Genomic DNA, 14636 nt, shown 5'->3' with positions numbered 1-14636 from the left:
GTCACAAGCCGGCGCTCCGTCACTTGCCGTGCAGCAGTATGGGTATCTCCTGCCAGCCGAACGCTATGAACGACGGCACCTGCTTCAACTGGTCGGCCTCGACGGCCAGTCGCATGTCCGGGTAGCGGTCGAAGAGCGCGGGCAGGGCCGTCAGGGCCTCCATGCGGGCGAGCGGCGCGCCGATGCAGCGATGAACGCCGATCCCGAACGACAGGTGCTCGTCCGCGCCCCGGTGGATGTCGAACTCGGCCGCGTCGGGGCCGTACCGCTCGGGGTCGTTGCCCGCGGCGGCGAACGTGGTGACTATGGCGTCGCCCGCCGGGATGGTGACGCCGTCGATCGTGATGTCGGAGACGGCGTAGCGCAGCGGGAGGCTGGCGATCGAGGGGTGGACGCGCAGGACCTCCTCGATGACCGTCTCCCAGCCGACCTCGCCGGCGCGGACGGCGGCGAGCTGGTCGGGGTGGTTCAGGAGGGTCACCACGGCGTTGCCTATGAGGTTGACCGTCGTCTCGAACCCGGCGCCGATGACCAGCAGGAGAGTGTAGAGGAGTTCGTGGTCGGCGAGCCGGTCGCCTTCCTCGTCGCGTACCCGGATCAGCTCCGTGGCCAGGTCGTTGCCCGGGTTCTCCCTCTTGTACGCGATCAGCGCGGGGAGCACGGTGCCGATCTGCCGCTGCACGGAGGCGGCGTGTTCGGGGGACGGGTCGGAGGTGTCGAAGACGTCGTTCATCATCGTGACGGCGGCGTCACGCAAGTCGTCGGGTATCCCTAACAGTTCGCAGATCAGCCGCATGGGCAGCGGCTGGGCGTAGCCGGCCTTCACGTCGACCGGCCCGCCCGGTGCCGCCGAAGCGTCGAGTCCGGCGAGGAGGTCGGCGGTTATCGTCTCGACCAGTCCCCGCATCGCCTCGGTGCGCTTGTGGGTGAAGCTCGGCGAGACGAGCTTGCGCAGCCGGGTGTGTTCGGGGCCGTACGTGCTGAGCATGTTGACCACGCCGACCCAGCCGAGCACCCAGCTCCACTCGGGCTTCCTGTTGACCTCCTCCCACAGCGACCAGTGCAGCCGGGGGTCCTTGCTGACGCGCGGGTCCAGGATGAGGGCGCGCAGCGACGCGAAGCCGGTGGGCGCCCAGGCGGGGATGGAGCCTGGCAGGTCGACGGGAACCACGGAGCCCAGTGCCCGCAGCCGTAAGCTCTCGGCGGGGATGTCCGCGCCGAAGGGATCGAGGGGCACGCGGGTTGTCTCTGTCGTCATGCTCGGTCTCCTGATGTGTCGGGGGTGGCGACGGCGGTGTCCGGCGTACGAGGGGTGAAGCGGACGGGCAGCGCCTTGAGGGAGCGGATGAACGGGCCCGGCCGCCAGGCGAGTTGGTCGCGCGGCATGACGGGCTCCAGGTCGGGCAGCCACTGGGTGATGCGCTCGATGGCCTCGGTGGCGATGAGCAGTGCCTGCTGCTTGACCGGGCACTTGTGCGCGCCCGCGCCCCAGGACAGATGCGAGGCGTCGTGCGGATGGTGCGGCACCTGCGCGTCGTCCTGTTCGGAGAAGTAGCCGAGCGCTCCGTAACTGACGATGACAGGCACCGACTTGCGCACCCAGACGCCGCGGAAGCTGAGCGACTCGCGCGCGTAGAGGATGCCGTAGTTCGCCAACGGGGTCTCGTGGCGGAGCACTTCGACGACCGCGTCCATCACGGGGCGGGAGCCGCTGGTGAGGGTGGAGTAGTACGCCGAGTTGCCGAGAATCCGGGAGAGCGCGTTGGCGAGGAGGTTCGCCGTGGGCTCGTGGCCCGCGGCCATCGTCAGGAAGACCTGCCAGACGACCTCCTCGTAGGTGAGGTCCGCCGGGTGGTCGATGAGCCAACTGGTCAGGTCGTCACCGCGTTTGAGGGTTTTGGCGGTGACGAGCTCGGTGACGTACTTGCCGTACTCCACCTCGCCGGCCGCGGCCTCCTCGCCGCCCTCCATGAGCCGGCCGATGGAGTTGTGGAGCCGGGCGCTCTCGCTGTCGGGCAGCCCGAAGAGGTTGTTGAAGATCAGCGTCATCAGCGGGCGGGCGAAGTCGTCCACGAGGTCCGCGCTGCCCGCCGGGCCGAACCGGCCGACCAGCAGGTCGACGGCGCGGTGCACCCTCTCGCGCAGGTCGTGCGGCTCGACCAGGTCGAAGGCGTCGATGAGCGCGGTGCGGTAACGGGTGTGCGCCGCACCGTCGTTGAAGAGCGGGTTGGGCCGCCACTTCAGCATGCTGAGGATCGGTGAGTCCGGTGCGGCGTCGGCCTCCCACTCCCTGGAGTCGTGCGACCACGTGTCCGGGTCGTGCAGGATGTCCAGCGCGGCCTTGCGGTCGGTGACGATGTACGCGGTCTCGCCGGGGGCGAGTTCGCCCCAGCCGACGGGGCCCTGGGCCTTCAGTGCCTCGTAGCGGCTGTGCGGATCGGCGGCGAAGCCCTCGTCCCAGAGCCGGACCGGCGCCGAGAGGGAGAAGGCCTTCGCGGGGGCGGGGTACGAAGTCACCAGGTCACCGTGTTTCCTTCGGTGGGCGCGGCGCCGCTCCGGACGGCGTCGGCGAGAGCTTCGGCCTCGGTCACGGGCTCGGCGCCGGCGGGTCCGCCGGCGGCCTGGCCTGCTATCAGATGCTGGACCAGCGCGAGCAGGGCGTCGATCGAGGAGTTGGTGTCACGCGCGTCGCACACGACCATCGGGGTGCTCGGCTCCAGGTCGAGCGAAGCGCGCAACTGCTCCACCGTGTACGCGCGCGAGTCGGGAAAGGTGTTGAGCGCGACGGCGTACGGCAGCCCCGACTCCTCGACCAGCCCGAGCACGTCGAAGGAGTCGTCGATACGGCGTGTGTCGACGAGGACGAGCGCGCCGAGCGCACCGTGGGCGATGTCCGCCCACAGCGAGCGGAATCGCTCCTGGCCCGGGGTGCCGAACAGATAGAGCACGATCCCGCCGTCCAGGCTGATCCGCCCGAAGTCGATCGCGACGGTCGTGGTGGTCTTGTCGCGGACGCCCGCGAGGTCGTCCACGGACACCGACGCCTCGGTGAGATGTTCCTCGGTGTGCAGCGGGCGGATCTCGGACACCGAGTCGATCAGCGTGGTCTTGCCGACCCCGAAGGGGCCCGCCACCAGGATCTTCACCAACTCGCGTGTGGTGTCCGGCAGGTGCAACCCGCCGGTGCCGGTGCCTGTGGTGCTACTGCTTGAGGGCGCGGAGGCCATCGGCCACTCTCTTCAACAGGTCGGGCGCGGGCAGGGCGGCCGGGGGTACCGGCGGGCGTACGCTCACCAGCCCCTGGTCAGCCAGCTCGGCGGCGAGTACGCGTACGGCGGAGACCGGCAGTCGCAGCAGGGCCGCGGCTTCCACCAGGGTGAGCGTTCCGCCGTCGAGCACGTCGAACAGCGCGTGCCGCGCGGCGGGCAGTCCGGCCGGGGCGGGCCCGGTCCCGCCGGTCAGCAGCGAAAGCCGCTCCAGTTCGGTGCGGCGCGGCCGAGCCACCCCGCCGGTGGACAGATAGGCGGGAACGAGTGGACGGCCGCTCCTGCGGCCGGTCATGCCGGAGAGCCGCCCTCACCCGCGCGCGGGGCGGCCGTCATCGTCTTCTCACCGAGTCTGGCGACCTGCGAGTGCACGCGGTGGGCGAGCAGGTCGAGCCGTACCTCGGGACCCCCGTACGCGGCGACGCACGTGCCGTGCGAGGTGGGGGCGACCAGGATGTAGCCGTGGTCGGACTCGATGACGATCTGTCGGATGTCGGCGTCGTCCTGGTCGGCGAAGGCGGCGGCGGCCGTACGGCACGCGCCCTGCACAGTGCTGGTGATCGCCGCCGTGCGTTCGGCGGTGGCCTGGCTGAGCGCCTCCGTGTAACCGGAGACGAGACCGTCCCTGGTCAGGAGGACGGCTGCCCGCACATGCGGGATTTCCAGGATCGGATCGAGCACCCACGCCGTTTCGCCGGCGTCGCGGCTTTTCATCGCGGGTCGTTCCCTTCGGGGTCGGCGGTGGATCGTGCCGCTGCGGTGCCGGTCTGGAGCGCGCCGAGCGCCGCTGCGGAGTCTTCGGGGGTACGGGCGGGCGGCGGGGCCTGCCCGGGTACTTGCCGGGCGGCCGGTACAGCCGTCTCGCCGCCGGGGCGGGCGCTGCGGCGTCTGCGCTGCGGCAGGACGTCGTCGGCGGCGCCGGGGGTGGGGGCGGGGGCGGTTTCGGTGTGAGTGTCGTCGGGGCGGGGGGAGTTGGTCCGGGTGGGGGTCTCGGAGGCGGCGGGAGGCGCGGAGTTGGCCGCCCTGCGGGTCCGCAGGGTCCGCGAGGAGACGCCGGTCCTGACGGGCAGCTTCCCGTTCGTCTCCGGATTCGCCCGCGGTTCCGGTGTCTCCGCCGGGTGGGTGGAGCGCGGCGCGGCGGCGGCCGGCGGCCTGAGCACCGGGTCGACATGGCTGAGCAGATGGTTGTTGACGAGCAGCACCGCGCGCACACCGCCGTACGGCGACGGGGTCGACAGGTCGACGGAGAGGTCGAACTGCCGGGTGAGCTGGCCGATCGCGGCGAGCCCCATCCTCGGCGGGTCGCCGAGGTCGGAGAGCAGGATCGGTTCGCTGCCCGCCACCATCCGCTGTGCGTAGGCGCGTTCGTCGGCGGACATGCCGACCCCGGCGTCGTCGATGGTGACGGAGACCCCGTGGTGGGCGCGTTCCAGGTTCACCGTGACGTCGGTGTCCCGGGAGGAGTGCCGCAGCGCGTTGTCGAGGAGTTCGGCGACGATGATCGCGACCGGCTCTACGGCGTGCGAGACGAGCCCGGTGCCCGCCTCCAGATGGTTGTTGACGCGGACGCGGTGGTATCCGACGAGGCGCGACTGGCCGCCGGACACCGCGTCCACCAGGTGCGACTCCTCGCGGGCCAGGCCCACCCAGGCGCCGCACACCACGGCGGCTACCTGCGCACGCCGCAGCGACTGCTCGTTCTCGTGGTCGAGTTCGAACAGGGTCTGAGCCAACTCGGGTTCGTCGTACTGCTGTTGCAGTCCTCGGAGCACATCCTGGAGCCGGTAGAGACCGGCCTGGATCTCCCGGGTGGTGCCGCGCATGCCCGCGCGCGCCGCGGCGTCGAGCCGCTTGCGCTCCTGGGTCATGACGCCCAGCAGGCCGTCGAGCATCCCTTCCAGCCCGGCGCCGGGCCGGGTGCGGGCGAATTCGGAGCTGAGCGGTCCTGGCACCTGGGCGTGCGGGTGCGCCGCCCGGGTCGCCACCGCTGGGATGCGCTTCTCGGTGAGATGCGCGATCTCGGCGGTGAGGTCGTCGGACACGCGCCCTGCCTTGGCCCGCTCGTTCTCCAGCCGGTCCCGCAGATCGGTGATCTCGTCGCGAAGTCCGGACCGGTCACGGCGGGAGCGGAGGAGTACCCCTCCCAGGACGAGAGCCAGCAGAGTTCCGGCGGCCAGGCCAACCGCGGCCGGAACGGTTATCTCGATCATCGGACGGACCTCAGGAGGATCGGGGACGTCGGGAGGGTCCGGAAGGACCCGTGAGGCGGACCCGCACAGTACACACCGTCATCGGGCGTGATCGCACCGCATTCCTGTGAAGATCCATGGGGAATCGGCTCCACAGGGGCCGCCACCACCCGAAGTCTCTTTAATGGGAAGGGCGTTCGTACTCCGCGCGGAGTAACGGCGGACTCCCGGCGGAGCTTCAGCGGTGACGTGCACCCGCAGCGGCGTGGCGGTGGGATCTACCGGTGACCCGACGCCGACGCGCGGTCAGGGCGCGGCGGTCTCTGGCCGGCCGACCCTGATGACCAGTTCCGGGCGGTCCCACATCACCGCGGGCGGGTTCGCCGCGACCGTACCGACGCGTTCGGCGCCCACGCTCCGGTAGAAGCCCTCGGCGGGCGGGTGCGACACCACACGTACGGCGGTGACACCGGCGGCGCGCGCCTCCCCCTTCATGTGCTCGACGAGCCCCCGCCCGACACCGAGGCCCTGCGCGGCGTCGGCGACGAACATCAGGTCCAGCTCGGGCGGGACGAGCAGCAGGGCGTAGAAGCCGAGCAGGCGGTCGTCGGGGCCGGCGGCGAGGAAGACCCGATGCGTCTCGATGTAGTCGGGTCCGACGCGGTAGCCGGCGATCATGGGCGCGTACGGCCCCTCGTAGGCGCTGGACGCCCGGATGAGCCGGGTCAGCCGCTTGGCGTCGCGCGCGGTGGCCCGCCGGACGGTGGCGGCGGGGGCGGAGCTGGCCGCCCCCCGGCCCCGGGGCCGGGCCGCCGCCGGACCGGTCGCGGTAATGCGCGAGATCATGGCCGGAGTATTACGCACGGGTGAGACGGCCGGGACGGCGGGCCTCCGCCCGGCAAGATCCACACGACAGACCCCGGCCCCGCTTGTACGGTCGGGAAGAGTGCCAGGACCCGGCCGGACGAGAGGAAGCAGCCATGCTCGGCAGAAGCAAGGCGTTCAGCGGTTTCGCCGTGGACGACATCCCGCGGGCCCGTGTCTTCTACGAGGAGACGCTGGGCCTGAGCGTCACGGAGGCGAACGGCATGCTGCGGCTGCGCCTCGGGGGTGGGGCGGAGGTGCTCGTCTACCCGAAGCCGGACCATGTCCCCGCCACGTACACGATCCTCAACTTCCCCGTCGAGGACATCGAGCAGGCCGTGGACGAGCTGGTCCGGCGGGGCGTGAGCTTCGAGCGCTACCCCGGTATGGAGGCCGACGACCGGGGCATCTTCCGGGTCGACGGCCCGTACATCGCGTGGTTCACCGACCCCGCGGGCAACACGCTCTCCGTACTCCAGGACCGCCCGGAGTGAGTCGGCGGGGACAGTCTTGACCTCAAGCCTGGTTCAGCTTCTACGTTCGTGGTCACCGGCAGACAGCCGGACGAGGAGGCAGTCCCCATGGCCACGAACACCGTTCCCGAGCACTACCGCTACTCCGTGATCGCCCATGTGATGGTCGACGGCGCGGACGCGGCGATCGACTTCTACAGCAGGGCTTTCGGCGCCGAGGAGCTGTTCCGTATCGACGGTCCGGAGGGGCGCGTCGTGCATGCCGAGGTCGGCGTCGAAGGGTCGGTCTTCATGCTGGGCGACGCGGAGGGGCCGCTCTTCGGGGCGCCGACCGCGCTCGGCGGCGCCACCGTGGGGCTGCATGTCTTCGTCGCCGATGTCGACGCGCTGGCGCGGCGGGCCGTCGCGGCCGGGGCGGAACTGCTCCAGCCACCGGCCGACCAGTTCCACGGCGACCGCACCGCGATGCTGCGGGACCCCTTCGGACATGTCTGGGTCTTCCTCACACACCTGGAGGACCTGACACCGGAGGAGATCACCCGCCGGGCGAGCGGACTGTTCACCGAGGAGTGATCTGCCGCGCGCCTTCGGGGCCGGGTCCGGCCCGGCCCCAGGACCCAACTCCTGGAGAAGTTCCGCCCTGCACACGGAGGCCCGCTCCGCAAGAGCTGAGGGCTGGCCGAATGCGGACGGACGGGATGACGCCAACTCCCCTCCATACGAACGTATTCGGCCATCGCGCGGCTCTTCGGATACCGCTCGTACGCCCCATTTCGCCGCACCGGCAACAGCTGCGGCACGCGGCCCGGCGGCGCAGGCCACCCCGTGGGCAGGGCAGTTGACGCGCTCGTACGACGTGCCGAACCGCCGCGCAAACCGTGTGTGTTCGTGACGTGACCCGTCGCGGCGTCTCGGCGCGGGGGCTCAAACCCGTTGTCTCGCAGGCACTTTCGGCCCGCGCCGTACGCCGCGTCGCCGTGCCCCGCCGCTTTGCAGCAAAGCACGGCACGGGTGGGCGGGATGCCATTTCGAAGGCCCCGCGGAGGGGGTGGGGGCGAGGTCGCGTGGTGCGGACGGGCGGGGTCCGGAAGTCGGCCTTGTGTACGAAGCTTGCCCCGTCAACGATTCCATCCGTGCGGATCGAACAGGTCCGCGGTCGGCAACGGCCGGCCACGGACCGGCGCACGAACAACGGCCCACACCCCACGGGGCCGTGCTTTCCCCCCACCGATGGAGGATTTCGTGACCTTCAAGCGTTTCTCCCCCCTCAACGGCGTGTCCAGACGCGCTCGCCTGCTCGCCGTGACGTCCGGTCTGGTGACCGCCGTCGCGCTCGCGGCTCCGTCCGCGGTCGCCGCGCCCGCCCCCGAGGCCAAGGTGACGGCCGCCGTGCTCGCCGACGCCAGTTCGGCCGTCCTCGGCGCGGACGTGGCCGGTACCGCCTGGTACACCGACCAGGCCAGCGGCAAGATCGTCGTGACCGCCGACACCTCCGTCTCGGCCGCCGAGCTGGCCGAGGTCAAGTCGGCCCTCGCGGACACCGACGCCGGTGTGACGATCAAGCGCACGCCCGGCACCTTCAGCAAGCTGATCGCCGGCGGCGAGGCCATCACCACCGGTGGCGCCCGCTGCTCGCTCGGCTTCAACGTGACCAACGGCAGCACGAACTACGCGCTGACCGCCGGTCACTGCACCAACATCGGCAGCAGCTGGTCCATCGGCACGACCGCCGGTTCCAGCTTCCCGGGCAACGACTACGGGATCATCCAGCACTCGAACGCGGGTGCGGCCGACGGCAGGGTCTACCTGTACAACGGCAGCTACCAGGAGATCAACGGCGCGGCCGACCCCTCCGTCGGTCAGTCCGTCACCCGGAGCGGCAGCACGACCGGTGTGCACAGCGGCACGGTCACGGGCCTCAACGCGACCGTGAACTACGGCGCCGACGGCATCGTCTCCGGCCTCATCCAGACCAACGTCTGCGCCGAGCCCGGCGACAGCGGCGGCGCGCTCTTCTCCGGCACCACGGCGCACGGCCTGACCTCCGGCGGCAGCGGCAACTGCTCCTCCGGCGGCACCACGTTCTTCCAGCCCGTCACCGAGGCGCTCAGCGCCTACGGTGTGTCGATCATCTGAGGCCTCCGGGCCTCCGAACTCCCCGAGGCGTCCAGGGACTTCGAGGGTGACGATCCTCTGAGTCCCTGAAGGACGCAGGGACGACCCTGTCCCCGGCGGGCCGCGCACCAGGCGCGGCCCGCCGTCGCACGTCCGCGCCCGGAACGTGTCCGGGGTGCGCCCGGGGCGTGTCCGATTCGTTCAAGACCGGCCGGCCGCCCTCGGCCTACCTTCGGCGCATGACTCCACGATTTGATCTGATCGGCATCGTCGTCTCCGACATGGCGGCCTCTCTCGCCTTCTACCGCAGGCTCGGTCTGGACATCCCCGCCGACGCGGACTCCGCTCCCCATGTGGAGGCCGCCCTGCCCGGCGGAACACGTATCGCGTGGGACACCGAGGAGGTCGTACGCTCCTTCGACCCCGGCTGGACCCCGCCGTCGAGCGGTGACCGGGTGGGCCTCTGCTTCCTCTGCGACAGTCCCGCCGAGGTCGACTCCGTCTACGACGCGCTGGTCGGCGCCGGGTACCGGGGCCACCTCAAGCCGTGGGACGCGACCTGGGGCCAGCGTTACGCGGTGGTGCTCGACCCGGACGGCTGCGGCGTCTCGCTCTTCGCCAACGCCTCGTAGGCACCGAGCGTGAGACCGGCCAGATCGCGCGTCTCCCTGGCGAGATGCGCCTGGTCGGCGCAGCCCGCGGCGACGGCGGCCTCCGCGTACGGCACCGAGGCCCGTACGAGCGCGAGCGCGCGCTGGAGCCGCAGAACGCGCGCCAGGGTCTTGGGGCCGTAACCGAAGGCGTCGAGGGAGCGGCGGTGCAGCCGGCGGGTGCCGAGACCGGCCATGTCGGCGACGGAGGCGACCGTGTGCCCCGCGTCGAGCCCGGCGACGACGGCCCGCAGCAGCGGATCGGGCGGCCCGGCGAGCGCCATCCGGCGCAGCGCCACCGATTCGAGCGCGGCGGCGGGGTCGGCGGCGGTGCCGATGCGCTCGGCGATCTCGCGTGCCTCGGCGCCGGGCCACAGGTCGGCGAGATCCACGCGCCGGTCACGCAGCTCGTACGCCGGTACGCCCAGGAGCGCGGGCGCGATGCCGGGCGCGAAGCGGACTCCTACGCACGCTCTGCCGCCGGTCCCGTCTGCCGGCAGGTCCGGCTGGTACGCGTGGGTGTCGGGTCCGGCGACCCCCAGCCGGCCGCCGATCCAGAGCAGATCCATACAGCCGTCGGGCAGGACCGGGTAGACGGGGTCACCACCCCGTACCCGCGCTGTCCGCGTCCACACGACGACTCCGCCGGCGCGCGACGCCCGTTCCCTGTACACACTTCCAGGCTAGGGCCTGCCGTTCGGATCTTGCCGGGCTCGCGGTCCCTGATCCGGCCTGATCCGAAAGCCAGGGACTAAGGCTTCTGCTCCCGGTCGCGGCCGGCGTGGAAGCGGGACTTCAGGTCGTCCGGTGGCAGGAAGCGGGACCATCGCTCCGGGAACTCCGACGGCATGTCCGGATCGGGGCCGTACTCGCTCTCGTCCGTCTCCCCCGACAGCGCCTCCACACGCGCCACCAGCTCCGCCGCCTGCGCGGCCCGGAGGCGGTCGTTGGCGGCGCGGGCCGCCGCCGTGGCGACGGACGGCCAGACCCGGTCGATGGCGGCGTTGACGGCCGCGCCCACGAGGACCGCGAACGCCGAGATGCCGATCCACAGAAGGACCGCGATCGGGGCGGCGAGCGATCCGTAGATCGTGGGGCCCTCGACCGTACTGGTGAGATAGATCCGCAGCAGGAAGCTGCCGAAGACCCACATGCCGAGGGCCACGAGCGCGCCCGGCACGTCCTCTATCCACGGCGACCGCGCGGGCACGGACACGTGGTAGAGCGTCGTCAGGAACGCGACGGAGAGCAGGATCACCACCGGCCAGTACAGGACGATGGCGACGTCCGTCCCCCACGGGATGATGTCGACCACCCTGTCCGGCCCCACCACCGCCAGCGGCAGCACGACGGCGCCGATGAGCAGCGCCACGATGTAGAGCAGGAAGGCGAGCAGCCGGGTGGCGACGATGCCGCGCCTGCCGTCGAGTCCGTACATCACGGTGATCGTGTCGATGAAGACGTTCACCGCCATGGAGCCCGACCAGAGCGCGATCGCGAAACCGATGGAGATGAGGTCGGGGCGTCCGCCGTGCGTGACGTCCGACAGCAGCGGTTTCGCGATCTGGTCGACCCCCCGGTCCGAGAGGACCGTGCCGACGGCGGTGAGGATGTTCTCCTCGATCGAGGCGACGGTGGTGGTGTTGGTCCAGTCGTCTATGTATCCGAGCAGGCCGAGCAGACCCATCATCAGCGGCGGCAGGGAGAGCAGCGTGAAGAAGGCCGCCTCCGCCGCGAGACCGAGGATTCTGTACTCGATGCACGAGTTGACCGTGTCTTTCAGCAGCAGCCAGGCCATCTTCCGCTTCGAGACGTTGCGGTAGAGGGCTCGGACCCGGCGGAGCCGGCGGAGTCGGCCCGATGGCCGCTCGGGTGTTTCGTTTGCTGCCTGCACCTCCTTACCGTAGCGGCATGACAGCCACCACCCACACAGTGACCAACCAGGTTCCGCCCCTGGTGGGATACGACGTCTTCAGCGGCGACCGGGCCCTCGCGGAAGGTCTGGAGCGGCACGCCACGCCCGAAGTCCTCCACCAGGCGCGGTCGGAGCTGTCCGCGCTCGGTCTGCTGGCCGGTTCCGCGCGGGCGCAGGAGTGGGGGACGCGGGCCAACGAGAACCCGCCGAAGCTGCGTACGCACGACCGGTACGGGAACAGGATCGACGAGGTCGAGTTCCATCCGGACTGGCACCAACTCCTGGACTCCGCCGTGTCGGCGGGGCTGACGGACGCCTGGGGGCGCCCCGACGGGCATCTGCGCCGGGCCGCCGGGTTCTACGTCTGGACGCAGGCGGAGGCCGGGAACGGCTGCCCGGTGTCCATGACGCACGCGGCGGTGCCCGCGCTGCGGACGGAGCCGGAACTGGCCGCCGAGTGGGAGCCCAGGCTCACCTCGCACCGGTACGAGCCCGGTCTGCGGCCCGCCGCGGAGAAGGCCGGCGCGCTGTTCGGGATGGGCATGACCGAGAAGCAGGGCGGCAGCGACGTACGGGCCAACACGACGGCCGCGAAGCCGCTGGACGCGGCCGGCGAGTATCTGCTGACGGGGCACAAGTGGTTCTGCTCCGCGCCGATGTGCGACGGCTTCCTGGTGCTGGCCCAGGCGCCGGCCGGGCTGACGTGTTTCCTCGTGCCCAGGGTGCTGCCGGACGGGACGCGCAACGTGTTCCTGATCCAGCGGCTGAAGGACAAGCTGGGCAACCGGTCGAACGCGTCGAGCGAGGTCGAGTTCGACGGCACGTGGGCTCGTCGGGTCGGCGAGGAGGGGCGCGGGGTGCGCACCATCATCGAGATGGTGGCGGCGACGCGGGTGGACTGCGTACTGGGCTCGGCGGCGCTGATGCGCCAGTCGGTGGCGCAGGCCGTCCACCACGCCGCGCACCGCAGCGCGTTCGGCGATGTGCTGATCGACAAGCCGCTGATGCGCAACGTACTGGCCGATCTGGCGCTGGAGTCGGAGGCGGCGACGACGCTGGCACTGCGGCTGGCGGCGGCTCAGGACGCCGTGCAGAGCACGGGTTCGGAGGCGGAGCGGGCGTTTCTGCGGCTCGCGGTGCCGACGGCCAAGTACTGGGTGACCAAGCGCTGTACGCCGGTGGCGGCCGAAGCCCTTGAGTGTCTGGGCGGCAACGGTTACGTGGAGGAGTCGGGGATGCCCCGGCTGCTGCGTGAGTCGCCGCTGAACTCGATCTGGGAGGGCTCGGGCAACGTCCAGGCACTCGACGTGCTGCGGGCGCTCCAGCGTGAGCCGGATGCGCTGAACGCGTTCCTCCAGGAGGTCGGCGAGGCGCGTGGCGCGGACCACCGGCTGGACGGGGCGATCAAGGACCTGCTGACCGAACTCGCCGATCTGGACGGTGTCGAGGCCCGCGCCCGGCGGCTGGTGGAGCGGATGGCGCTGGTGCTCCAGGGCTCGCTGCTGGTGCGGTGGGCACCCCCCGCGGTCGCGGACGCGTTCTGCGCGTCACGGCTCGGCGGTGACTGGGGTACGGCCTTCGGTACGCTGCCGCACAGCCTGGACCTGGAGTCGGTGGTGACGCGGGCGCGGGCGGTCTGACGCGCCGTCGGCCGGCCTCGGCGGGCGCCGGCGTCCGGGAACAGACCGGACGCGGACACGCGTTGAGGCCGAGGGTGGTGCTGCGCCGACACGGCACCACCCACGACTTGATGTCACTTTCACGTATGTCGCGGCTGTTTGCCAGAGTTGCAAGTGGTTGCAGAAAATCAGAACGATCGCGTAATCGACAGACGCGCCGTACGTGGCGGGGGGCCCGATGAAGGACACACCGCTCGACCTGTCACGGCTGGCGACGATGGACGGCGGGCAGGCGACGCGGCTGCTCCAGCGGATCCGGGAGGCGTCGCTGGCCGGTGACCGGCCGCCGGTGGCGCCCCGGCCCGTCATCGGGGCGTCGTGGCAGCGGATGCGGCGGCTGGGAGTGGACCCGGACCGGCAGGCCGGGCGGGTGGTGCTGGCGGCGGAAGAACTCGAACACCGGCGTCGTACGTCGGCACTCGCGGAGGTGATCCGTGGCGTCACCGGCGGGCTGACCGACGTCGCCGATGCGACGCTCCAGATCCTGGTCGTCTCGGACGACCAGGGCCGGGTGCTGTGGCGCGAGGGGAACCCGAGGGTGAGCCGGCGGGCCGACAGCATCAGCCTCGCGGAGGGCGCGGCCTGGGCCGAGCAGGTCACCGGGACCAACGCCATCGGTACGGCGCTGGCCGCCAGGGCGCCCGTCCAGGTCCACGCGGCCGAGCACTTCGTGCACACCCTGGCGCACTGGACCTGCGCGGCGGCGCCCGTGCACGACCCGCGTGACGGACGGCTGCTGGGCGCCATCGACGTGAGCGGCCCCGCGGTGGGTTTCCACCCGACGACGCTGGCGCTGGTCACCTCGGTCGCCAGGCTCGCCGAGAGCGAGCTGCGGGAGCGGCACCAGCGGGCCGTGGAGCGGCTGCGCTCGGTGGCGGCGCCGATCCTGTGCCGGGTGGGCGGGCGGGCCATGGCCGTCGACACACACGGCTGGACGGCGGCCGTCACGGGAATGGCGCCGGTGGACCGGCTGCCGCTGCCCAAGTCGCTCAGGCCGGGGCGGCTCTGGCTGCCGTCGCTCGGTAGGTGCACCGCCGAACCGCTGCCGGGCGGCTGGCTGCTGACCGTGGAGGAGGAGCCGCCGCCGGAGACGCCGAGCAAGGTGGTGCTGGATCTCAGCCGGCCCCGGCGCTGGTCCCTGACGGTGACGGGGGCCGCGGGCAGCTGGGCGCAGGAGCTGACGCCGCGCCACGCGGAGCTGCTCTACGTCCTGGCGGTGCACCGGGACGGCCGGAGCGCGGCGGAGCTGGCGGCGGACGTCTTCGGGGACCCGACGCGCACGGTGACGGTGCGGGCCGAGATGTCGCGGGTGCGCCGTCATCTGGCGGGGGTGCTGGCCCACCGGCCGTACCGCTTCAGCGAGGAGGTCGAGGTGGAGGTCGTACGGCCGGAGCACCCGGCGGATCTGCTGCCGCACTCAACGGCCCCGGCGGTGACGGGCGGCCGTCTGTTCGGGCTGGACCCCGCGTAGCGGAAGGGCGCGCG

Annotated in this window: 15 protein-coding genes; 6 read left to right on the top strand and 9 right to left on the bottom strand. The window is 71.6% G+C overall.

The genetic code is table 11. The features are described from left to right. Window positions 1-19 precede the first annotated feature (19 nt). The 7 genes from ACFWV8_RS13590 to ACFWV8_RS13560 all read right to left on the bottom strand — a co-directional run bounded on the left by ACFWV8_RS13590 (window position 20) and on the right by ACFWV8_RS13560 (window position 6301). On the bottom strand, window positions 20-1258 hold the full coding sequence (locus ACFWV8_RS13590; RefSeq protein WP_384200646.1) for a cytochrome P450: 1239 nt from the start codon (window positions 1256-1258) through the stop codon (window positions 20-22). Beyond that, a complete protein-coding gene (locus ACFWV8_RS13585; protein ID WP_384200645.1) occupies window positions 1255-2517 on the bottom strand; it encodes a cytochrome P450 in 1263 nt (420 codons plus the stop codon). Before ACFWV8_RS13585 ends, ACFWV8_RS13590 begins: the two co-directional genes overlap by 4 nt. After that, on the bottom strand, window positions 2514-3227 hold the full coding sequence (locus tag ACFWV8_RS13580) for an ATP/GTP-binding protein (protein ID WP_384200643.1): 714 nt from the start codon (window positions 3225-3227) through the stop codon (window positions 2514-2516). The genes ACFWV8_RS13585 and ACFWV8_RS13580 overlap by 4 nt, the downstream gene beginning before the upstream one ends. Further along, window positions 3202-3561, bottom strand: coding sequence for a DUF742 domain-containing protein (locus ACFWV8_RS13575; protein ID WP_384200641.1), 360 nt, complete (start codon window positions 3559-3561; stop codon window positions 3202-3204). The genes ACFWV8_RS13580 and ACFWV8_RS13575 overlap by 26 nt, the downstream gene beginning before the upstream one ends. After that, window positions 3558-3980 (bottom strand): roadblock/LC7 domain-containing protein, encoded by a 423-nt coding sequence (locus ACFWV8_RS13570; protein WP_329379691.1) that lies wholly within the window; start codon window positions 3978-3980, stop codon window positions 3558-3560. Before ACFWV8_RS13570 ends, ACFWV8_RS13575 begins: the two co-directional genes overlap by 4 nt. Further along, window positions 3977-5476, bottom strand: coding sequence for an ATP-binding protein (locus ACFWV8_RS13565; RefSeq protein ID WP_384200639.1), 1500 nt, complete (start codon window positions 5474-5476; stop codon window positions 3977-3979). The genes ACFWV8_RS13570 and ACFWV8_RS13565 overlap by 4 nt, the downstream gene beginning before the upstream one ends. A gap of 285 nt (window positions 5477-5761) precedes the next feature. Beyond that, window positions 5762-6301 (bottom strand): GNAT family N-acetyltransferase, encoded by a 540-nt coding sequence (locus tag ACFWV8_RS13560; RefSeq protein ID WP_384200637.1) that lies wholly within the window; start codon window positions 6299-6301, stop codon window positions 5762-5764. A gap of 134 nt (window positions 6302-6435) precedes the next feature. Between ACFWV8_RS13560 and ACFWV8_RS13555 the strand changes: the two genes are divergently transcribed. The 4 genes from ACFWV8_RS13555 to ACFWV8_RS13540 all read left to right on the top strand — a co-directional run bounded on the left by ACFWV8_RS13555 (window position 6436) and on the right by ACFWV8_RS13540 (window position 9539). Then, window positions 6436-6813, top strand: coding sequence for a VOC family protein (locus ACFWV8_RS13555; protein WP_384200635.1), 378 nt, complete (start codon window positions 6436-6438; stop codon window positions 6811-6813). Between the two features lie 87 nt (window positions 6814-6900). Beyond that, entirely contained in the window at window positions 6901-7365 is a 465-nt protein-coding gene (locus ACFWV8_RS13550) for a VOC family protein (protein ID WP_384200634.1), read from the top strand. Window positions 7366-8034: 669 nt separating this feature from the next. Beyond that, entirely contained in the window at window positions 8035-8928 is an 894-nt protein-coding gene (locus tag ACFWV8_RS13545) for a S1 family peptidase (RefSeq protein ID WP_384200632.1), read from the top strand. A gap of 167 nt (window positions 8929-9095) precedes the next feature. Further along, window positions 9096-9539 carry a VOC family protein gene (locus tag ACFWV8_RS13540; protein ID WP_384200630.1) on the top strand — a complete coding sequence of 148 codons (444 nt, stop codon included), beginning with the start codon at window positions 9096-9098 and terminating at the stop codon, window positions 9537-9539. Here the strand turns inward: ACFWV8_RS13540 and ACFWV8_RS13535 are convergent. Further along, on the bottom strand, window positions 9479-10231 hold the full coding sequence (locus tag ACFWV8_RS13535; RefSeq protein ID WP_384200628.1) for a helix-turn-helix domain-containing protein: 753 nt from the start codon (window positions 10229-10231) through the stop codon (window positions 9479-9481). The two genes, ACFWV8_RS13540 and ACFWV8_RS13535, sit on opposite strands and share 61 nt — an antisense overlap. A gap of 77 nt (window positions 10232-10308) precedes the next feature. Next, entirely contained in the window at window positions 10309-11451 is a 1143-nt protein-coding gene (locus ACFWV8_RS13530) for a YihY/virulence factor BrkB family protein (RefSeq protein WP_329379713.1), read from the bottom strand. A 17-nt stretch (window positions 11452-11468) separates the two neighbouring features. Here ACFWV8_RS13530 and ACFWV8_RS13525 point away from each other — a divergent pair, with 17 nt between their 5' ends. Together ACFWV8_RS13525 and ACFWV8_RS13520 are read left to right on the top strand one after the other, a co-directional pair. After that, the gene (locus ACFWV8_RS13525; RefSeq protein ID WP_384200626.1) at window positions 11469-13112 is read left to right on the top strand and encodes an acyl-CoA dehydrogenase family protein; all 1644 of its coding nucleotides are present in this window, start codon (window positions 11469-11471) and stop codon (window positions 13110-13112) included. 217 nt (window positions 13113-13329) lie between these two features. Beyond that, on the top strand, window positions 13330-14622 hold the full coding sequence (locus ACFWV8_RS13520) for a GAF domain-containing protein (RefSeq protein WP_384200624.1): 1293 nt from the start codon (window positions 13330-13332) through the stop codon (window positions 14620-14622). Window positions 14623-14636 lie beyond the last annotated feature (14 nt).

It is taken from the genome of Streptomyces sp. NPDC058665, assembly GCF_042714995.1.
GTDB lineage: Bacteria > Actinomycetota > Actinomycetes > Streptomycetales > Streptomycetaceae > Streptomyces.
Note: the sequence above shows the minus strand (reverse complement) of the source record. Positions and strands in the feature narration are given on the sequence as shown.